The 19,350-nt window shown below is 67.5% G+C and carries 18 protein-coding genes; 11 read left to right on the top strand and 7 right to left on the bottom strand.

The window, feature by feature from the left end:
- Positions 1-42: 42 nt before the first annotated feature.
- The 3 genes from IU448_RS17580 to IU448_RS17590 all read left to right on the top strand — a co-directional run bounded on the left by IU448_RS17580 (position 43) and on the right by IU448_RS17590 (position 3,849).
- The gene (locus IU448_RS17580) at positions 43-762 is read left to right on the top strand and encodes a TIGR03089 family protein (protein WP_195056702.1); all 720 of its coding nucleotides are present in this window, start codon (positions 43-45) and stop codon (positions 760-762) included.
- A 114-nt stretch (positions 763-876) separates the two neighbouring features.
- Positions 877-2,172, top strand: coding sequence for a cytochrome P450 (locus IU448_RS17585; RefSeq protein ID WP_195056703.1), 1,296 nt, complete (start codon positions 877-879; stop codon positions 2,170-2,172).
- A 204-nt stretch (positions 2,173-2,376) separates the two neighbouring features.
- Positions 2,377-3,849, top strand: coding sequence for a phytoene desaturase family protein (locus IU448_RS17590; RefSeq protein ID WP_195056704.1), 1,473 nt, complete (start codon positions 2,377-2,379; stop codon positions 3,847-3,849).
- On the opposite strand, the gene IU448_RS17595 is transcribed toward IU448_RS17590, so the two are convergent.
- The 7 genes from IU448_RS17595 to IU448_RS17625 form a co-directional block, all read right to left on the bottom strand.
- Entirely contained in the window at positions 3,846-4,772 is a 927-nt protein-coding gene (locus tag IU448_RS17595; RefSeq protein WP_195056705.1) for a cation diffusion facilitator family transporter, read from the bottom strand. The genes IU448_RS17590 and IU448_RS17595 overlap by 4 nt on opposite strands.
- Before the next feature lie 120 nt (positions 4,773-4,892).
- Positions 4,893-6,101, bottom strand: a complete 1,209-nt coding sequence (manA, locus tag IU448_RS17600; RefSeq protein WP_195056706.1) for a mannose-6-phosphate isomerase, class I — start codon at positions 6,099-6,101, stop codon at positions 4,893-4,895.
- Complete coding sequence (locus IU448_RS17605) at positions 6,101-7,300, bottom strand: tobH protein (RefSeq protein WP_195056707.1); 1,200 nt, start codon at positions 7,298-7,300, stop codon at positions 6,101-6,103. The genes manA and IU448_RS17605 overlap by 1 nt, the downstream gene beginning before the upstream one ends.
- 117 nt (positions 7,301-7,417) lie before the next feature.
- Positions 7,418-8,794 (bottom strand): phosphomannomutase/phosphoglucomutase, encoded by a 1,377-nt coding sequence (locus IU448_RS17610; RefSeq protein WP_195056708.1) that lies wholly within the window; start codon positions 8,792-8,794, stop codon positions 7,418-7,420.
- A 441-nt stretch (positions 8,795-9,235) separates the two neighbouring features.
- A complete protein-coding gene (locus IU448_RS17615; RefSeq protein WP_081595732.1) occupies positions 9,236-9,610 on the bottom strand; it encodes a DUF3499 domain-containing protein in 375 nt (124 codons plus the stop codon).
- A 148-nt stretch (positions 9,611-9,758) separates the two neighbouring features.
- Positions 9,759-10,238 carry a metallopeptidase family protein gene (locus IU448_RS17620; protein WP_195056709.1) on the bottom strand — a complete coding sequence of 160 codons (480 nt, stop codon included), beginning with the start codon at positions 10,236-10,238 and terminating at the stop codon, positions 9,759-9,761.
- A gap of 84 nt (positions 10,239-10,322) precedes the next feature.
- Positions 10,323-10,556, bottom strand: a complete 234-nt coding sequence (locus IU448_RS17625; protein ID WP_033243613.1) for a WhiB family transcriptional regulator — start codon at positions 10,554-10,556, stop codon at positions 10,323-10,325.
- A 512-nt stretch (positions 10,557-11,068) separates the two neighbouring features.
- Between IU448_RS17625 and cofD the strand changes: the two genes are divergently transcribed.
- The 8 genes from cofD to mtrA all read left to right on the top strand — a co-directional run bounded on the left by cofD (position 11,069) and on the right by mtrA (position 19,271).
- A complete protein-coding gene (gene cofD, locus IU448_RS17630) occupies positions 11,069-12,067 on the top strand; it encodes a 2-phospho-L-lactate transferase (protein WP_280456541.1) in 999 nt (332 codons plus the stop codon).
- A complete protein-coding gene (locus tag IU448_RS17635; RefSeq protein WP_324188628.1) occupies positions 12,064-13,431 on the top strand; it encodes a coenzyme F420-0:L-glutamate ligase in 1,368 nt (455 codons plus the stop codon). Before cofD ends, IU448_RS17635 begins: the two co-directional genes overlap by 4 nt.
- On the top strand, positions 13,428-13,949 hold the full coding sequence (locus tag IU448_RS17640) for an NUDIX hydrolase (RefSeq protein WP_195056710.1): 522 nt from the start codon (positions 13,428-13,430) through the stop codon (positions 13,947-13,949). Before IU448_RS17635 ends, IU448_RS17640 begins: the two co-directional genes overlap by 4 nt.
- A 94-nt stretch (positions 13,950-14,043) precedes the next feature.
- On the top strand, positions 14,044-14,679 hold the full coding sequence (locus IU448_RS17645) for a TetR/AcrR family transcriptional regulator (RefSeq protein ID WP_195056711.1): 636 nt from the start codon (positions 14,044-14,046) through the stop codon (positions 14,677-14,679).
- A gap of 215 nt (positions 14,680-14,894) precedes the next feature.
- The gene (locus IU448_RS17650; protein ID WP_416383014.1) at positions 14,895-16,064 is read left to right on the top strand and encodes an alkane 1-monooxygenase; all 1,170 of its coding nucleotides are present in this window, start codon (positions 14,895-14,897) and stop codon (positions 16,062-16,064) included.
- Positions 16,065-16,281: 217 nt separating this feature from the next.
- Positions 16,282-17,763 carry an adenosylhomocysteinase gene (gene ahcY / locus IU448_RS17655; RefSeq protein ID WP_195056713.1) on the top strand — a complete coding sequence of 494 codons (1,482 nt, stop codon included), beginning with the start codon at positions 16,282-16,284 and terminating at the stop codon, positions 17,761-17,763.
- Positions 17,764-17,843: 80 nt separating this feature from the next.
- Positions 17,844-18,515: a dTMP kinase gene (locus IU448_RS17660; RefSeq protein WP_195056714.1), complete on the top strand. Its 672-nt coding sequence runs from the start codon at positions 17,844-17,846 to the stop codon at positions 18,513-18,515.
- 78 nt (positions 18,516-18,593) lie between these two features.
- Entirely contained in the window at positions 18,594-19,271 is a 678-nt protein-coding gene (gene mtrA, locus IU448_RS17665; RefSeq protein WP_033243239.1) for an MtrAB system response regulator MtrA, read from the top strand.
- Positions 19,272-19,350: the final 79 nt, after the last annotated feature.

Raw genomic sequence — 19,350 nt, forward strand, 5'->3', positions numbered from 1 at the left:
GTGTGAATCGGACGCCGAAGAATTGAACGCAGAAAGCAGACGATGCGTGACGTAGAGCAGGCCACGACCCTCCCCGAAGTGGTACTCGAGCCGATTCTGGAACGCGAACCCGCCGCGCCCCGGATCACCTGGTACGACGACGCGACCGGCGCCCGTATCGAACTGTCCGCCCTCACCCTGGCCAACTGGGCGGCCAAAACCGCCAACCTGATCCGTGACGAATTCGGTCTCACACCCGGCGCGCGGGTGGCGGTTCTGCTACCCGCGCACTGGCAGACCGCGGCCGTCCTGCTCGGCTGCTGGTGGGCCGGAACCGAGGTGGTGCTGCATGCGGACCCGGACGCGGAACTGGTTTTCGCCGCCGCCGGCCGGCTCGGCGAAACCGAGGACGCCCCCGAGGTCGCGGCGCTGTCCCTGGATCCGATGGGCGCGCCGGTGCGGGATCTGCCGCTCGGCGTCACCGACTATGCGACCGCGGTCCGCGTCCACGGCGACCAGTTCCGCCCCGGCGGGACAGGCGTCGCGCTGGACGGTATGCCGGTACCGGAGGTGCTCGCCCTGGCGCGGAAGTCCGCGGCCCGGCAGGGGCTCTCGGAAACCGACCGGGTGCTGTCGACCGGCAGCTGGGATACCGCCGAGGAGCTGATCGACCGGTACCTCGCGGTGCTCGTCGCGGGCGCGTCGCTGGTGCAGGTGGCCGAACCCGATCCGGCGCAACGGGATCGGCGTATCGAGACCGAACGGGTCACCCGGGTTCTCTGAACGTCCGGAGTCCTACCACGGTAGGTGCCGGAGTCCGACTCCGGCAGGTACCGCCGGGCCCGTGTTCTGCGTACCGTCGGAAGCAGACGCGACGGAGCGGCGACGGAGGGTCGGATGAAACCGCAGTACCTGTACCGGTGGGTCAACCAGCACGGACTGATTCGGGCGGCCAAGACGGTCAAACTCCGTCAGGGTGATCGGTTCGCCCGGCTCAACGGCGGCCCGGAAGGTATCGAGAACCCGTACGCGTTGATCGAGGAGATGCGCGGCGCGGGCGGATTGCATCGGGTCACCTCGGCGTGGATCACCTTCGACTACGACCTGTGCCGGGAAATCCTGCGCGACAATCGTTTCGGCACCGGTATGCCCGAGCTGTCGCCCCTGCCGGACCGGGTGTCGGCGCTGTTGCGGCGTCGGCCGATTCCGCCCAACCCGGTGGACCCGCCGTCCATGCTGATGATCGATCAGCCCGAGCACACCCGGATGCGCAAACCCGTCGCCGCCGCCTTCACCCCGCGCGCGGTCGCCCGGCTGCGCGACCGGGTCGCCACCGTGACCGAAGAACTGCTCACCGCCCTGCCCGACGACGGCCCTGCCGACCTGGTGACCGGGTTCGCCTCCCAGGTGCCGATCGCCATCATCTCCGAAATGCTCGGTTTCCCCGACTCGGATCGCGAAATGTTCCTGCAATGGGGTGACGATATAAGCCCGCTGCTCGACCTGGGCATCTCCTGGCGGGCGCACAGCTCGGCCATGAAGGCCTCCGAACGGGTGCACGCCTATCTGCTCGACCATATCGAGCGGCTCCGCGCCGAACCGGGCGACGATATCCTCAGCAGCCTGGTCACCGCCGCAGACCTGTCCGACCACGAACTGTGCACCTCGGCCACCCTGCTCATGGGCGCGGGTTTCGAAACCACGGTCAACCTCATCGGCAAAGGTATCGTCTGGCTGCTCGAGCATCCGGACCAGCTGGACCGGCTTCGCGCCGAACCGGAACTCTGGCCCAACGCGGTCGAAGAGGTGCTGCGTATCGACGCACCCGTGCAGACCACCGCCCGGGTCGCCCGTACCGACCTCGAAATCGCCGGCCACCGGCTGCGACCGGGGGCGACGGTGGTGCTCTCCCTGGCGGGCGCCAACCGCGACCCCGCTGTTTTCCCCGAGCCGGCCCGTTTCGATATCACCCGGGAAAACGCCAAGAACCACCTCGGCTTCAGCAGCGGGATCCACGTCTGCCTCGGTGCGGGCCTGGCCCGGATGGAAGCCACCCACGCCTTGCGTGCCCTCACCGAAACCTTCCCCGGGCTGCGACTCACCGCCCCGCCCACCCGCCGCCCCCTGTACACGCTGCACGGCTACTCCCACCTGCCCGCCCACACCGGCGCGCGGGCCCGCACCCGGGTCTGATCCCGTTCGCCGGGCCGGGGCAGTGGCACCGTCCGGGCAGCGCGCGGCCGGATATCTCACCTGTCGAGGCGCAACCGGCTATTCGCAGCCGTCGGCCCGGCAGCCGGCTACGACGCGCGTCGCGGCGACGAAACAGTGCCGGCGTGGCAGGCTGCGCCCCGCCGGATCGGCGGCGCGAACCGGCACAGCGCCTAGACTCGGGGTATGGCTGATGTCGTCGTGGTGGGGTCCGGACCCAATGGGCTTGCGGCGGCGGTGATCCTGGCAGGTGCCGGGCTCGAGGTCGAGGTGTACGAGGCAGGGGAGACGCTCGGCGGCGGATGCCGGACCGCCGAGGTCACCCTGCCCGGTTTCCGGCACGATATCTGCGCCGGCGCGCACCCCATGGCTTATGCGTCGCCGTTCTTCCGTGCCTTCGACCTGCCCGCGCACGGGGTGGAACTGCTCACCCCGGCCGCCTCGTATGCCCATCCACTGGATTCCGGCGTCGCGGGCGTGGCCTGGCGGGATCTGGACCGCACCGTGGACGAGCTCGGGCGCGACGGGAAAGCGTGGCGGGGCCTGTTCGGGCCGCTGGTCCGCGACTGGCCCGCCGTGGTGGATACCGCGATGTCGAATATGCGCCGGGTGCCGCTGTCCCCGGCGGCGGTCCGATTCGGGCTGCGGATGTTCGAGCAGGGGTCGCCGTTGTGGAACGCCCGGTTCACCGGCGTGGTCGCCCCGGCGCTGTTGAGCGGGGTCGCCACACATGCGGTCCGGCCGCCGCGAGCACTGCCGGCCGTCGGTGCCGGATTGCTGCTGGCGACCCTGGCGCATGTCGGCGGCTGGCCTGTACCGCGCGGCGGAAGCCAGACGATCGTGGATGCGCTCGCCGCGGAACTGCGCCGCCGCGGTGGCCGGGTGATCACCGGGCACCGGGTGGATTCGCTGGCCGCATTCGGTTCCGCCCGGGCAATCCTGTGCGATATCTCGCCGGCCGAACTCGTGCGTATCGGTGGTGACCGGTTGCCCGCCGGGTACCGCCGCCTGCTCGGCAAGGTGCGTTACGGTCCCGGCTCCTGCAAAGTCGATTTCGCCCTCTCCGGTCCGGTGCCGTGGCTGGCACCGGGCTGCGCCGAAGCGGGCACCCTGCATCTGGTGGGCAGCCGGGCCGAGGCCATGGCCGCCGAGCATGCGGTTGCCGTGGGCATCCACACCGACCGTCCGTACACGCTGGTCATCCAGCCCGGTGTCGTGGACCCCGGCCGGGCCCCGGCGGGTCAGCACACGCTGTATGCCTACGCCCACGTCCCGAACGGATCCGATCGCGATATCAGTGAGCAGATCATCGGCCAGATCGAGCGATTCGCTCCCGGTTTCCGGGATCTGATCTCGGCGCAACATGTGTATACGGCCGCCGATCTGCCTGTATACAACGCCAACTATGTGGGCGGTGATATCGGCGCCGGGGCGATGACCCTCATGCAGACCGTGTTCCGTCCGGTACCTCGCTGGAACCCGCACACCACCGGGCTGCCCGGCGTCTACCTGTGCTCGTCGGCGACCCCGCCCGGCGGCGGGGTGCACGGTATGGCCGGTACGCATGCCGCCGCGCATGCCCTGCGCACCGTATTCGGTATCCGCACCGATCCGCTCGAACTGGCCGCCGCGAACGCGGCGACCGCACCGGACGGTTAAGCCCCGGCCGCGGGCTCCCGGTACAGATCGGGCTCCAGGTAGATGATCCGCGCGGCCGGTACCGCCGCCCGGATCCGGCTCTCGGCTTCGTCGATGCCCGCCGCGATCTGCGCGATATCCAGACCGGGCGTCACCGCCACCTTGGCCGCCACCAGCAGCTCGTCCGGGCCGATGTACTGGGTCTTCATATGAATGAGCCGATCGATCGTCGTTCCGTCGGCGATACAGTCGCGGATCGCGCGGTCCTCGGCCGCCGTCGCGCCCTCACCGATCAGCAGGCTGTGCATTTCGACGATCAGGATGATCGCGATGATCCCGAGCAATGCGCCGATCGCCAGGGTGCCGATACCGTCCCAGACCGGATTGCCGGTCACCATGGTGAGCCCGACGCCGCCCAATGCCAGGACCAGGCCGATCAGGGCGCCGGTGTCCTCCAGCAGCACCACCGGCAGTTCGGGGCTGCGCGAGTTACGGATGAACTGCCACCAGCTCGCCCGGCCCTTGAGTGGTTTGGATTCCCGGAACGCGGTCGCGAAACTGTAGGTTTCGAGCGCGATCGCGAGCACCAGGATGACGACGGCCACGAGGGGCGAGCTGAGTTCCTCGGGATGCTGGATCTTGTGAATGCCCTCGTACAGTGCGTACACCGAACCCAGGGTGAACAGCACCAGGGCCACCACGAACGAATAGAAGTACCGGCTGCGCCCGTATCCGAACGGGTGCAGTTCGTCGGCCTCCTGCCGTGCCCGGTTCTGTCCGAACAGCAGCAGCCCTTGATTGGCGGTGTCGGCGACGGAGTGCACCCCCTCGGCCAGCATCGAAGCGGACCCGGTGATCGCGGCGCCCACGAACTTCGCCGCCGCGATCCCGGCATTCGCCGTCAACGCGGCAAGGATTGCCTTCTTACTTCCACCAGCCGACATCTGCCCACCCTCTGCGTTTATTTGCGGCGCCTGCGGCCTCAACCCTATAAGGGCCCCGCTGAACTCGGCACCGGGACGCCTGGATTTCCCACAGCGGCACGGGGGAGGGAGCTTCCCGCCTCATCCCACGCAGGCGCAGAAAAGGGTGGCCGGGCCGTCCACCGCGCGGGCGCGGATATCGGTGTCGGCGGCCGATATCCACGCCGCGGTGCCGCGATCGAGCCGGACCTCGGACACACCGTCGAGCAGGTGCGCCGAACCGGCGGTACACAGAACGATGCCCGGACCGGCGTCGGTGAGCGGCACCAGCGCCGAACCCTCGGTGATATCGAAGCGGCGCATGGCGAATTCCGGGGCGGGGGTGCGGTAGCGCACCGACCCGTCGCCGGCCGGTTCCGGTAGCACCAGGGGAAGATCGATGGGTTCGAAGTCGAGGACCTTCAGCAACTCCGGCACATCGACGTGTTTCGGGGTGAGTCCACCGCGCAGCACATTGTCCGAGTTCGCCATGATCTCTACCGCGACCCCGCGCAGGTAGGCGTGCAGGTTACCGGCGGCGAGGAACAAAGCCTGCCCGGGTTGCAGCGTGATCCGGTTCAACAGCAGCGAGGCCAGGACACCGGCATCGCCCGGATAGCTTTCGGCGAGTTCGAGGGTGGTCTGGGCAACCGGCGCGAATTCTCGCTCGGCACCGGACAGATAGCGCACACAGCCGTCCAGGACGGCCGGCAGCAGTGTGTCCAGCACCGTGGGCGGCAGGGTGATCCAGCTGGTGAACAGCGTGCGCAGACCGTCGGAATCGGGTTGTGCGGCCAGCAGATCGGCGTACTGCCCCAGCTCGGGCACGTCGAGGGCGCGGAACAGTTCCACCGTTCGTTGTGGGTCCCGGAAACCGGCCAGCGCCTCGAAACGTTCCAAGGCGACGACGAGTTCGGGTTTGTGGCTGTCGTCGCGGTAGTTGCGCATGGGTGAATCCAGCGGCACCCCGGTGCGATTCTCCCGGGCGAAACCGGCCGCGGCCTGCTGCGCGCTCGGATGCGCCTGCAGCGACAGCGGTTCCTCCGCGGCCAGGATCTTCAGCAGGAACGGCAACCGGCCGTCGAAACGGGTCGCGGCGGCGCCGAGTTCGCGGCCGGGTTCGGCCGAGACCACCTCGAGCAGCGAACGTTTACCCCGTTCGGTTCGGATATAGGCCGGGTCGGCGGGATGGGCACCGAACCACAGTTCGGCTTCCGGGTGCGCGGAAGGGACGGGGCGGCCACAGAGTTCGGCGAGCGCGGTGCGTGAACCCCAGGCATACGAGCGCAACGCACCTACGAGTTCGTGCACTAGTAACGTCCCCCGTCGTACCCGTCCGAATCGCCGGCCCCCACCGTCCGGCCGCCGATGAGCCGCAGGTAGGCAGCCGTCATCTCCCAGCGCAGGGCCAGTACCGCGAGGCGCTCCAGTTCCGTACCGGTATGGGTGGGCGGTTCCGGGGCCGGTTCGCCCGATTCGGCGCGGGACGGGTCCGCCGGGACCGTTTCGATATCGGCCGTGACCAGATCGGCGTCGACCGTTCCGCCGCCGGCGCCCCCGAACAGCGCAAGTTTGCGTCGCGCGGCCGGAGTATCGGTATCGGTGCTGCACAGGAAGATCCGCTTCTTCTCCACCGGCGGCGGGCCGTCGAGCTGCTCGTCGTGGAACAGCGGATCGTAATCCGGTGCGGCGGCGGTGGCCGCATCCACCAGCTGGGGGAGCGCGGCCACGGCAACGGACAGGTCGACGGCGGTCGCGGTCCGGCCCGCGGATTGCAGCAGGACCTCCGCGGCATGGACCGCGAGTTCGGTTGTCGCCGGGTTGTCGCCGGCCAGAATCAGCCCCCGCTGCTGAGTGCGGGCGGCCAGGTTCTTGGCGGGATTGTGGAACACCTCGTGCTGGGGGCCGTCGCGCAGCGCTTCGGTATCGAGTACATCGGCGAGATCGGCGAGATCGGGCAGTTCGGTGGCAGATCGGGCAGGCGTGATCGTCCGCAGCACCGCGATACCGGTGGCGAGGTAGCGCAGCAGCCGGTTGGCGTCGAGCACCGGAACCCGTGGTGCCAGCACAGCGGCACGTCCGGCCGCCGCGGCCCGCAGTGGGCCTTCGTTCGGTGCTGCCACGACCACCTCGGCGCCGCGGCGCACCGCCCGGTCCACCGCATCGACCAGCCGGGGATCCCCGGCATCGTCACCGCTGACGAGCACTACATCCAGGGGGCCGGCCCAGGCCGGCACCGTGCTGACCGGAACCAGCGGCAGTCCGGCGCGGTCACCCAGCGCCGCTACCAGCAACGCGGCCGCACGGCCGGCCCGGCCGGCGCCGGAAACCAGCAGCAGACTGCGTGGCTGCAGGCCGGCCAGCCCCGCGAGCGCGTTCTCGGCCACGGCCGCGGCCGTGGCCCGTACCTGGGCGCCACCGGATGCGGCCGAACGGAGGGCGCCACCGGTATCGGCGGCCTCGAGCATTGCGGCATCGTCCAGATCGAGTACCGGGGTATCAGCGATCATCGGGCGTGGCACCTCCCCTCATCGCGCTGTTTTCGGTCTCGGCCGCCGCCACCGCCCGGGTCGTGGACACCGGGCCTGGAACGGGCGAATCCACGGTGTGTATTTCCACTATTCCAGTCAGGCGCGGACGATGCGCAGAATCTCGGTCACGAGTGCGTCTACTTCCTCCGGCGAGCGCGCTTCGACGTTGAGTCGCAGTAGCGGTTCGGTATTGGAGGCGCGCAGGTTGAACCACGCATCGTCGGGAAGCTGCACCGTCACTCCATCGAGGCGGTCGACGGCCACCGCTCGCCCGGCGAAAGCATCGAGTACCGCGCCGGTGCGTTCGGCAGCGTCGGAAACAGTCGAGTTGATCTCACCCGAGGCGGCGTACCCCGTGTAGGAGGCCATCAGCTCCGAAACCGGCCGTTTGTCCTCACCGAGCGCGGCCAGCACGTGCAATGCGGCCAGCATGCCCGAATCCGCGCCCCAGAAATCGCGGAAGTAGTAGTGCGCGGAATGTTCCCCGCCGAAAACCGCGCCCGTACTCGCCATGAGCTGTTTGATGAACGAATGCCCGACCCGCGACCGCACCGGGGTGCCGCCCAGTTCGGTCACCACATCGGGTACCGACCGTGATGTGATCAGGTTGTGGATGATCGTGGCGCCGGGTTCCTCGGCGAGTTCCCGTTCGGCCACCAGCGCGGTGATCGCCGACGGCGATACCGGATCGCCCTGTTCGTCGACGACGAAACAACGGTCGGCGTCACCGTCGAATGCCAGCCCGATATCGGCCCCGGACTCCCGGACCAGTTTTTGCAGGTCCACCAGGTTCGCCGGATCCAGCGGATTGGCCTCGTGGTTGGGGAACGATCCGTCCAGCTCGAAATACAGCGGCACGATCGTGATCTGCGGGAGGGCGCCGAGCACGGCGGGAACGGTATGCCCGCCCATTCCGTTACCGGCGTCCACCGCGACGGTCAACGGCCGGATACCGTCCAGGTCCACCAGGTCGCGCAGGAACACCGCGTAATCGCCGAGCAGGTCGGTTTCGGTGGTGGTGCCCGATGCGCCGTCGTAGCCCGGTACGCCGGTCACCAATTCCTCGGCGATGGTCGCCAGGCCGGTGTCCTGACCGACCGGCAGCGCCCGCGCCCGGCACAGTTTGATGCCGTTGTAGCGGGCCGGGTTGTGACTGGCGGTGAACATGGCGCCCGGGCAGTCGAGTTTGCCCGAGGCGAAATACAGCTGATCGGTGGACGCCAGGCCGATCCGCACCACGTCCAGACCCTGGGCCAGAACGCCCGCGGCGAACGCATCCACCAGCTCCGGCGACGAGGCGCGCATATCGTGACCGATCACGATGCGCCGGGCGTTTTCGGCCCGCATGAGCCGGGCGAACGCGGAGCCGGTTTCCCGGACGAAATCGGCATCGAGTTGTTCCCCGACGACGCCGCGGATGTCGTAGGCCTTGATCACCGCGTTCACGGACTCGGCAGGGCGGGCGACTGTCATGGGGACCACCCTAGTAGGTGCCTCTTCAGCGCCGTATTCATGGCAGTGCCTCCGGCCCCGGCTCTGGTTCCGGCGACGCCGGTCATCGAGCCGGCCCGAGCTGAGCACTCCCACAGAGGGAAAGGCGGGTCCGCTCTCCGGAGCGCCGTGTGTTCGAACTTCGCCGGACTCGGCGACACTGCCGGTCGCATCGAACCGTCTGCCGGGAGCGGCTGTCGATCAGCGCCGTTCCGGTTGCGTCGAGTCCGGGTGACGGGCGAATTCGGCAGTCCTGCCGGCCACGGCACCGGTCTGCCCGTACCGTCGGGATTCATCGGTCCGTCGAATGGATCGCCGGAAAATCGGCGCGGTCGCGGGGGCGTCGAAGGGGGGACCCGCGGGTGATCGGGTGCGCGGCCGGGCCGGTGATCGCGGTGGGCCAGGGGTCCGGGGCGCGGGATATCAGCTCGGCGGATCGGGAAGAACCCGCAGATGTCCGCGGCGTCCGGTACGGGTGGGCCGAGGGGGCGGAGTGTGCTCGCGGTAGCCGCGCTGCTCCGGTTCCGGCGGGCGGCGGCGTAGACCGGCTTCACGGACGGCCTCGGCCAGCGCGGTGAGGTCGTCATCATCGGGACTGGTGGCGAAACCGCCTTCGTGCCGGACCATATCCCAGCCCTTGGGGGCGGTGATCCGGGAGGCATGTGTTCCGCAGAGGTCCCAGGAATGCGGTTCGGCCACCGTCGCCAGCGGGCCCACCACCGCGGTGGAGTCCGAGTAAACATAGGTGAGCGTCGCGACGGCCGGATTCTTGCAGCCGGGTCGGCAGCAACGACGCATGGAGATCACGTCGATGAGAGTAACCCGCGAGACGGGTGCAGGTGGGGCAGACACGCTGTGATCTAGGCGGCGTACCGATGTGGGAAACGGCCTGCCGGGGTGAACTTGCTGTCGTTCCGTGGCTCGCGGGTGGACGGGTTCGGAGCGGCTATTCGGGTTCGGGGTCGATTACGTCCGGGTCGACGCCCAGGTAGGTGGCGATCTGCTGGACGAGTACTTCGCGTAGCAGGTCCACCAGATCGTCGGGGTCGCCGGCGCGCAGTTCGAGGGGTTTGCGGAACAGGACGACGCGCGCGCGGATGGGGGTGCCGTGCCGGTCGACGCCGGCGGGGATGAGCCGGGACAGTGGGACCGGGCCGTCGGCGACCACCTCGTCCGGCCAGGTGACCGAATCCGGGTGCAGCGGACGGATTTTGGGAACATCGTCGACGGCGATATCCAGTTTGGTGAGACGGTCGTGCCAGCGGGTGTCCAGCGGTGCGAACGCTTCGAGCACGAGCCGATCGAATTTTTGGCCGCGGGTGCGCCAGGCGGGGACGGTGGGGGGAAGCATGGGTCCGCGCACGCCGCGCCCACGGCGGCTGACCGACCGGGCGGTCGGGGGTCTGCGATTGCGGGATCGTGCCATGACTCGAACGTTAGTCACCGATCGCCGACCGCGACGGCCCGCCCCGGCTACCTGCTCCGGGGCGCACCGACGCGAGCGGTGTCGTCAGCCGATACCGCGCTTGAGGCGCCGGCGCTCCCGCTCCGACAGGCCGCCCCAGATTCCGAACCGTTCATCGTGTGCGAGCGCGTATTCCAGACATTCGTCGCGAACCTCGCATCCCATGCAGATGCGTTTGGCCTCGCGGGTGGATCCGCCCTTCTCCGGGAAGAACGCTTCAGGGTCGGTTTCCGCGCAGAGTGCGCGTTCCTGCCACTGTTCTTCGATGGAGTCGAACATCTCGTCGAAACCGGTCACGATAAGGCTGAGCCGGGGCGTCGATTCTCGTTCATTCCGATCGCGATCGGTCCAGCCGTTGTCAGCAGCGACGCCTCGTGCTGCGCCTGCTGTGGAATCGGTTCGCGATACACCCACCGGAATGCCGGCCGGGGCCAGTTCTTCGGCCATCGCTCCGCCTCCTCACTGTGTGTTAGCGCAGAATGATTTCTTTCCGTCGATCCACACGCATATCGACGGCCAAACTCCGCGACGTTGTCTCGCGGACTTCCCCGAGCCCGTCATTCCATTTCGAACATCTGTTCGAGTTTCCGTTCGCGCCTTGCACTTCCAGCGCCGTCCGGAATGACATGTCTGTGATTAGACACGCCGCCGGGTGTGATGGTCAAGCCACCGTCACTATTCCGTTACTATCCCGCGCGGCATTCCGAGTCGATCTTGTGACCCGAATAGCAAATGAGCGGCAAATATAGCGACAGGCGCACTATTTTCCGCGCCGCATAGGGTGTACAGATGTGACTTCACAACAAGCGGACATCGGGCCCGCCAATGGTCCCCGTATCGTCGTCCTGGTCGGCGGAGTCGGCGGCGCGCGGTTCCTGCTGGGCGTACGGGAGCTGCTGCCCGAAGCGAAGGTTTCGGCCATCGTCAATGTGGGCGACGACGTATGGATGCATGGGCTGAGAATCTGTCCCGACCTCGATACCTGCATGTATACCCTCGGCGGCGGAATAGATACCGAGCGTGGCTGGGGCCGGCCCGGGGAAACCTGGCATGCGAAGGAAGAGTTGGCGAAATACCATGCCCAGCCGGACTGGTTCGGGTTGGGGGATCGGGATATCGCCACGCACCTGGTTCGCACCGAAATGTTGCGCGCCGGGTATCCGCTCTCGGCAGTTACCGAGGCGCTGTGCAATCGGTGGCAACCGGGCGTCGAACTCATCCCGGCAACCGACGATCGCTGTGAAACGCATGTAGTTATCAGCGACCCGGAGAGTCCCAGCGAACGCCGCGCGATCCATTTCCAGGAGTGGTGGGTTCGGTACCGGGCCGACGTTCCAACTCACGGATTCGCCACAATCGGAGCCGATGAAGCCAAGCCGGCGCCGAATGTGATCGAACTCATAGCCGATGCGGATATCGTATTACTCGCCCCTTCGAACCCCGTTGTGAGCGTAGGCTCCATCCTCGCGGTGCCCGGAATTCGGGGCGCATTGCGCACCACCGCGGCTCCGGTGATCGGCGTATCGCCGGTGATCGATGGCAAGCCGCTGCGCGGCATGGCCGACGAGTGCCTGTCGGTGATCGGTGTGGAGACCTCCGCCGAGGCGGTCGGCCGGCACTACGGATCTCGTTCGGCCACCGGTATTCTCGACGGCTGGCTGATTCACAGCACCGATACCGCCGAGGTGCCCGGTGTGCAGGTTCGCAGTGTGCCGCTGTTGATGACCGATCCCCCGACCACTGCCGAAATGGTGCGCGCGGCCCTCGATCTGGCAGGAGTGAAACCGTGACCGGTGCCGAGTCGTTCGCCGAGGTAATTGCCGATCACGCGGCCGCGGAATTACGTATTCTCCCGATCACCGGATTACCGGAATTCCGGCCCGGTGACGACCTCGCCGAACATATCGCCACCTGCGCCCCATGGCTGGCCGACGGCGATGTCCTGGTGGTCACCAGCAAGATCGTTGCCAAGGCGGAGGGCCGGATCGTCGCCGCACCAACCGATCCCGAGGAGCGCGATGCGGCGCGGCGGCGGCTGGTGGAGCAGGAATCGGTGCGGATCGTGGCCCGCCGCGGTCGCACACTGATCACCGAGAACCGGCTCGGTATCGTGCAGGCCGCCTCGGGCGTGGACGGGTCCAATGTCGAACGCGGCGAACTGGTCCTGCTGCCCGCCGATCCCGACGGCAGCGCGAAAGGACTGCGGTCGGCACTGGCGACCAGGCTCGGCGTGAACGTGGCGGTAGTGATCACCGACACGATGGGTCGCGCCTGGCGCAACGGCCAGACCGATATCGCGATCGGATCGGCGGGATTGCGGGTGCTGCACGATTATTCGGGCGCAGTGGACGGGCAGGGCAACGAACTGCAGGTCACCCAGGTCGCGATCGCCGATGAACTCGCCGCGGCCGCCGATCTGGTGAAAGGCAAACTGGGCGCGGTGCCGGTGGCGGTGGTACGCGGCCTGACGTTCACCGACGACGGTTCCACCGCGACCGACCTCGTCCGCGGTGGAACCGACGACCTGTTCTGGCTCGGTACGGCCGAAGCCCTGCAGCGAGGGCGGGAAGAGGCGGTGCTGCTGCGGCGCTCGGTGCGCAGTTTCACCGCCGAGCCGGTGGATCCGGAACGGATCCGGGCGGCGACCGCGGTCGCGTTGACGGCCCCCGCGCCGCATCACACCCGTCCGGTGCGATTCGTCTGGTTGCGCGACCGGGCCCGGCGTGAGCGGCTGCTCACCGCCATGGCGGAGCAGTGGCGGGCCGATCTCCTGGCCGATGGACTGGACGCCGAACGGGTGGAACGGCGCGTGAACCGCGGGCGCATACTCTTCGATGCCCCCGAGGTGATCATTCCGTTCTGTGTGCCCGACGGCGCACACGACTATCCCGACGATCGCCGGCGCGCGGCGGAGCACACCATGTTCACCGTCGCGGTCGGCGCCGCGGTACAGGGTCTGCTGGTCGCGCTGGCCGCCGAGGGACTGGGCAGTTGCTGGATCGGCTCGACTATCTTCGCGCCGGAGGTCACCCGGGCGGCTCTGGACTTGGCGGACGACTGGAACCCGCTGGGCGCCATAGCTGTCGGGTATCCCACGGACGAACTCCGGCCGCGTTCCCCGCGAGATCCGGCCACGGGGCTGGTGGAACGGTGAGTGCCGGATCGCTGCACGCCTCGGCCACCGAACTGCTGACCGCATGGAATCCGCGCGGCGGTCCGGACGCGTCCCTTCGCGAGGCGATGCTGGCATTTCTCGGGTCCGCACCGCGCGGTTGCCTGCGTGAACACGCGCCCGGTCATATCACCGCGTCGGCCGTGGTTTTCTCCGATGACGGCCGGGAGGTCCTGCTGACCCTGCACCCGCGGGTCGGGCGCTGGATCCAGCTCGGCGGTCACTGCGAGGAGAGCGACGAGACCGTGGCCGCGGCCGCGCTGCGCGAGGCAACCGAGGAGTCCGGTATCGACGGGTTACGTCTCGATCCGGGACTCTATGCGGCCCAGGCGCATCCCATCACCTGTTCGCTCGGTGTGCCGACACGGCATCTGGATCTGCTGTTCCGGATCACCGCCCCGCCCGGTGCGGTGCCGGTACGCAGCGCCGAGTCCACCGATCTGCGGTGGTGGCCGGTGGATGCGCTGCCACCGGATGCCGATGTCGTGCTCTTGCCGTGATCGCGATACGCCGGCCGGCCCGGTATGGCGGCAGCCGGTTCGAACGACCTTGAAACTTTGACTAGAGCAGGTCGTTCGTGCCAGTGTCGCTGCCATGCCGAGCACCGGATCCCGGAATTTCGTCCAGGGGTCTGCGCGTGAGTCGCTGCGCACAGCCATCCTGGACGCGATGCGTGAGCTCTTGGGGCAACGGGACTGGTCCAAGATCACGCTCACCGATGTGGCGGCCGGCGCCGGGGTCAGCCGGCAGACCCTCTACAACGAATTCGGTTCGCGCCAGGGTCTGGCCGAGGCCTACGCCATCCGCTTGGCCGACGATCTCGTCGACCATGTGGAGATGGCGCTCGCCGCCAATATCGGCGACGCCGACGCCTCGATCCGCGACGGCCTCGCCGGCTATTTCCGCGACGCCGCCCAGGATCCGTTGGTGCGTTCACTGGTGCTCGGCGAGGTCAAACTCGACCTGCTGCGTCTCATCACCCTCGACGCCGGGCCGCTGATCGAGCACGCCACCGAACAGCTCATCGGCGTCATGCAACGCAGCTGGGTGGCCTTCACCCGCGGCCAGGCCGAAACTTTCGCCCACGCCCTGGTACGGCTGGCGATCAGCTATATCCCCACGCCACCCGGACCGGGGCACGACGTACCGGCCGAACTCGGCCGGGTCTTCGGCCCGTATGTGACCGCGGTGCTCTCCGGACGGGCGGTTTCGGAATGTCCCGCGCGGTGAGCGGGCCGCCGCGTGTGGGTATCGAAGTCGATGTGCTCCCACCTGCGCATTCGCCGGAAACGAGGCGGGGGCGCGGCCGCTCGCGCGCAGGGAACGACGGCAGTGTACGGTTCCGGCGTGTAACGGTCACCACGTTTGGGTCGAACAACGACGCAATGGAGACACCGGTTCTGCGAATATGTAGTCCGCTGCAAGTTCGGTTTTCAGGGGCAAACGTGCAATTGGTTGGCAAGTCGGCCGGGTCTGCCGATCCCAAACGCCATCTATGGGTCCTCGGACTGATCGCTCCGGCCACTGCGCTGCTGCCGTCCCAACTGGTGCTGCACACCGGCCTCGAGGTGTTCTGGTGGACCGGGCCGCTCCTGGTTCTGGTGATCATCCCGCTGCTCGACCTGCTGATCGGCGACGATGGTTCCAACCCACGTGACGAGGACTACGAAACCCTCTCCAACGACCGTTACTACCGCTGGTGCACGTATCTGTTCCTGCCCATCCAACTGCTCGGGCTCGCCCTGGCCGGATACCTGTGGTCGGGCGATGAACTCGATATCGTCGACAAGATCGGTCTCGCCGTCACCCTCGGACTGGTCTCCGGGATCGGCATCAATGCCGCCCACGAACTCGGGCACCGGGTCGAACGCCTGGAACGGTGGCTGGCCAAGATCGCCTTGGCGCAATCCGGGTACGGCCATTTTTTCGTCGAACACAACCGCGGGCATCACGTCCGGGTCGCGACCCCGGAGGATCCCGCCAGCGCTCGATTCGGTGAGAGTCTGTGGGAGTTCCTGCCGCGCAGTGTGGCCGGGGGATTCCGCTCCGCGCTACGGCTGGAACGGGACCGGTTGCGCCGCACCGAGGCCGGCTGGTGGAGCCCGCACAACCACATCCTGCAGGCGTGGACGATGACGGTGGTGCTCTTCGGTGGGCTGATGCTGGTCTTCGGGTGGCAGATCCTGCCCTATCTGCTGCTGCAGGCGGTGCTGGGCGCCGGACTGCTGGAAACGGTCAACTACATCGAGCACTACGGGCTGCTCCGGGAGCGCCGGCCGAACGGGCGGTACCGGCGCTGCACGGCGCGCGACAGCTGGAACAGCGATCGGCTCGTCACCAATATTTTCCTGTTCCATCTCCAGCGGCACAGCGACCACCACGCCAACCCCGGCCGGCGTTACCAGACGCTGCGCAGTTCCGATGAGGCTCCGCAGCTACCGGCCGGGTACGCGTCCATGGTGGTCCTCGCGATGATCCCGCCGCTGTGGCGCCGGGTCATGGACAAACGGGTGCTCGCCCACTACGACGGCGACCTCACCCGGATCAATCTCGCACCCCGTAAACGGCAGGCCGCGACCGCTGTTTCGCCCGGCCCCGGCATGGTCACCGGCTGAGGTCTCGCAGGTACGCCGCCGGTAGCGGCCACCAATCGATGCAGCCGGACCGCGACCGCGCGCAACCCGCTAGCCTTGCGTTCGAGACCGTGTTTATCGGGCATGAGCGAGATCGACGGATGGTCAACATGTTGACGCGGAGGTCGAAGGGCAGGCACTGGTATCGCACCACCGCCTCCGGGCTCGCCTCGTTCATGCCGTTACCGAGAGAAGGCTGATGACGACCTCCGAATTGCCTCGCACATCGCCACGCACCGATAGCCGCAACGGCATCGAATACAAGGTCGCGGATCTGTCGCTGGCCGATTTCGGCCGCAAGGAGATCCGGCTGGCCGAACACGAGATGCCCGGGCTGATGGCTCTGCGCCGCGAATACGCCGATGTCGCGCCGCTGAAAGGCGCCCGGATCTCCGGCTCGCTGCATATGACCGTGCAGACCGCCGTGCTGATCGAAACCCTCACCGCGCTCGGCGCGCAGGTGCGGTGGGCCTCCTGCAATATCTTCTCCACCCAGGACCATGCCGCCGCGGCCATCGTGGTCGGCCCGCACGGCACCGTCGAGGAGCCCCAGGGCACCCCGGTGTTCGCTTGGAAGGGCGAAACCCTGGAGGAGTACTGGTGGGCGGCCGAGCAGATGCTCACCTGGCCGGACGAACCGGCCAATATGATCCTCGACGACGGTGGCGACGCCACCATGCTGGTGCTGCGCGGGGCGCAGTTCGAGAAGGCGGGGGTGGTGCCGCCGGCCGATGAAGAGCACTCCGCGGAATACACGGTCTTCCTGAACCTGCTGCGGGAACGGTTCGAGACCGACAAGGGCAAATGGTCCGCCATCGCCGAGAGCGTCAAGGGCGTCACCGAAGAGACCACTACCGGTGTGCTGCGCCTGTACCAGTTCGCCGCTGCCGGCGAACTGTCCTTCCCGGCGATCAACGTCAACGACTCGGTCACCAAGTCGAAGTTCGACAACAAATACGGCACCCGGCATTCGCTGATCGACGGCATCAACCGCGGCACCGATGTGCTCATCGGCGGTAAGAAGGTGCTGATCTGTGGCTACGGCGATGTCGGCAAGGGTTGCGCGGAATCGCTGGCCGGGCAGGGCGCCCGCGTACAGGTCACCGAGATCGACCCCATCAACGCCCTGCAGGCCCTGATGGACGGCTACGACGTGGTGACCGTGGAACAGGCGATCGGTGACGCCGATATCGTCATCACCTCGACCGGTAACAAGGACATCATCACCCTCGACCATATGCGGGCGATGAAGGACCAGGCCATTCTCGGCAATATCGGTCATTTCGACAACGAAATCGATATGGCGGGCCTGGAACGGTCCGGCGCGACCAAGTTGAATATCAAACCGCAGGTCGACCTGTGGACGTTCGGCGATTCCGGTAAGTCCATCATCGTGCTGTCCGAAGGGCGGCTGCTCAATCTGGGTAACGCCACCGGCCACCCGTCGTTCGTGATGAGCAACAGCTTCTCCAACCAGGTGATCGCCCAGATCGAACTGTGGACCAAACCGGAGGAGTACGACAACGAGGTCTACCGCCTGCCGAAGGTACTCGACGAGAAGGTGGCCCGTATCCACGTGGAAGCCCTCGGCGGCACCCTGACCAAGCTCACCAAGGACCAGGCCGAATACATCAACGTCGATGTCGAAGGCCCGTACAAACCGGAGCACTACCGCTACTGATCCGGCATCGTTTCCCGGTTTCCGTCCGCGCCCCGGCTGTCTCGTCAGCGGGGCGCGGACGTCCGAGTAGGCTGCTCCCCATGGGTGTGCTGGTCTCGGTGGAGGGCCTCGACGGTGCGGGTAAACGGACGCTGATCACCGATCTGGTGGCCGCGCTCGAGCAGTGCGGACTGCGCGTGCAGACCCTGGCCTTCCCGCGTTACGGGCGCTCCGTGCACGCGGATCTGGCCGCCGAAGCACTGCGCGGCGCGCACGGCGACCTGGCCGGCTCGGTGAACGCCATGGCCACCCTCTTCGCGCTGGACCGCGCCGGCGCCGCCGACGATCTGGCGAAACTGCTGGCCGACAACGATTTGGTCGTGCTGGACCGCTACGTGGCCTCGAATGCCGCCTACAACGCCGCCCGGCTCGGCCAATCCGCCGACGGAGAAATCGTGCGGTGGGTGGGGGAATTGGAATTCGGCCGGTTCGCCCTGCCGGTGCCGCGGGTGCAGTTGCTGCTGGATGTTGCGGTGGAGGTCGCGGCCGAACGCGCCCGCCGGCGCGGTGAACTCGACGCGACGCGGGAGTTGGACGCCTACGAACGCGACGGTGGATTACAGGAACGCACGGCCGCGGTGTACCGTGATCTCGCTCGGCGCGATTGGTACGGAACCTGGTGGGTTTTCCGGCCCGGTGAACAAGGTCCCGGTCCACGCTCCGGCGAAATGAATGTATTGGCCGCGCGGCTCGCCGCATTGGTAGCGAATTAGTGTTGGATATCCGGCGGGAACGCGCCATGTATGGCGTGGCGACCCGTTACGAGCCCGGGAGATGACAACATAGTAACTATGAAGCCGAAGATTCTGGTCGTCGACGACGATATGGCCCTTGCGGAGATGCTCACCATCGTCCTGCGGGGCGAGGGTTTCGACCCGCACGTGGTCGGCGACGGCACCCAGGCACTGTCGGCGGTCCGGGAGATCCGGCCCGACCTGGTCCTGCTGGACCTGATGCTGCCGGGGATGAACGGTATCGACGTATGCCGGGTGCTGCGTGCCGATTCGGGTGTGCCGATCGTGATGCTCACCGCCAAGACCGATACCGTCGATGTGGTGCTCGGCCTCGAGTCCGGCGCCGATGACTACATCGTCAAACCCTTCAAACCGAAGGAGCTCGTGGCGCGGGTGCGCGCCCGGTTGCGGCGCACCGAGGAAGAGCCGGCCGAGCTGCTGAATATCGCCGATATCGTGATCGATGTGCCGGCGCACAAGGTCACCCGTGAAGGCGCGCAGATCTCGCTGACCCCGCTGGAATTCGATCTGCTGGTGGCGCTCGCGCGTAAACCGCGGCAGGTCTTCACCCGCGAGGTGCTGCTGGAACAGGTGTGGGGCTACCGGCACGCCGCCGATACCCGGCTGGTGAACGTCCATGTCCAGCGCCTACGCGCCAAGGTCGAGAAGGATCCGGAGAATCCGGAGATCGTGCTGACCGTTCGTGGTGTGGGATACAAGGCCGGTCCGCCGTGATCGGTTACCGTCGGCTCCGGGCCCGGAGGCGGTAGCTTGCGCGACCACGAAGGGTCCCGCACAGATCGCGATCCGGGCG

Origin of the sequence: Nocardia flavorosea (assembly GCF_015477805.1) — a bacterium.
In the GTDB taxonomy this organism is placed as follows: Bacteria; Actinomycetota; Actinomycetes; order Mycobacteriales; family Mycobacteriaceae; genus Nocardia; species Nocardia flavorosea_A.

Bases quoted from the DNA above. Each gene is read 5' to 3' on its own strand.
- IU448_RS17580 (WP_195056702.1), top strand. From the start codon at position 43: ATGCGTGACGTAGAGCAGGCCACGACCCTCCCCGAAGTGGTACTCGAG.
- IU448_RS17585 (WP_195056703.1), top strand. From the start codon at position 877: ATGAAACCGCAGTACCTGTACCGGTGGGTCAACCAGCACGGACTGATT.
- IU448_RS17590 (WP_195056704.1), top strand. From the start codon at position 2,377: ATGGCTGATGTCGTCGTGGTGGGGTCCGGACCCAATGGGCTTGCGGCG.
- IU448_RS17595 (WP_195056705.1), bottom strand. From the start codon at position 4,772: ATGTCGGCTGGTGGAAGTAAGAAGGCAATCCTTGCCGCGTTGACGGCG.
- IU448_RS17605 (WP_195056707.1), bottom strand. From the start codon at position 7,300: ATGATCGCTGATACCCCGGTACTCGATCTGGACGATGCCGCAATGCTC.
- IU448_RS17610 (WP_195056708.1), bottom strand. From the start codon at position 8,794: ATGACAGTCGCCCGCCCTGCCGAGTCCGTGAACGCGGTGATCAAGGCC.
- IU448_RS17615 (WP_081595732.1), bottom strand. From the start codon at position 9,610: ATGCGTCGTTGCTGCCGACCCGGCTGCAAGAATCCGGCCGTCGCGACG.
- IU448_RS17620 (WP_195056709.1), bottom strand. From the start codon at position 10,238: ATGGCACGATCCCGCAATCGCAGACCCCCGACCGCCCGGTCGGTCAGC.
- IU448_RS17625 (WP_033243613.1), bottom strand. From the start codon at position 10,556: ATGTTCGACTCCATCGAAGAACAGTGGCAGGAACGCGCACTCTGCGCG.
- IU448_RS17645 (WP_195056711.1), top strand. From the start codon at position 14,044: ATGCCGAGCACCGGATCCCGGAATTTCGTCCAGGGGTCTGCGCGTGAG.
- ahcY (WP_195056713.1), top strand. From the start codon at position 16,282: ATGACGACCTCCGAATTGCCTCGCACATCGCCACGCACCGATAGCCGC.
- IU448_RS17660 (WP_195056714.1), top strand. From the start codon at position 17,844: ATGGGTGTGCTGGTCTCGGTGGAGGGCCTCGACGGTGCGGGTAAACGG.
- mtrA (WP_033243239.1), top strand. From the start codon at position 18,594: ATGAAGCCGAAGATTCTGGTCGTCGACGACGATATGGCCCTTGCGGAG.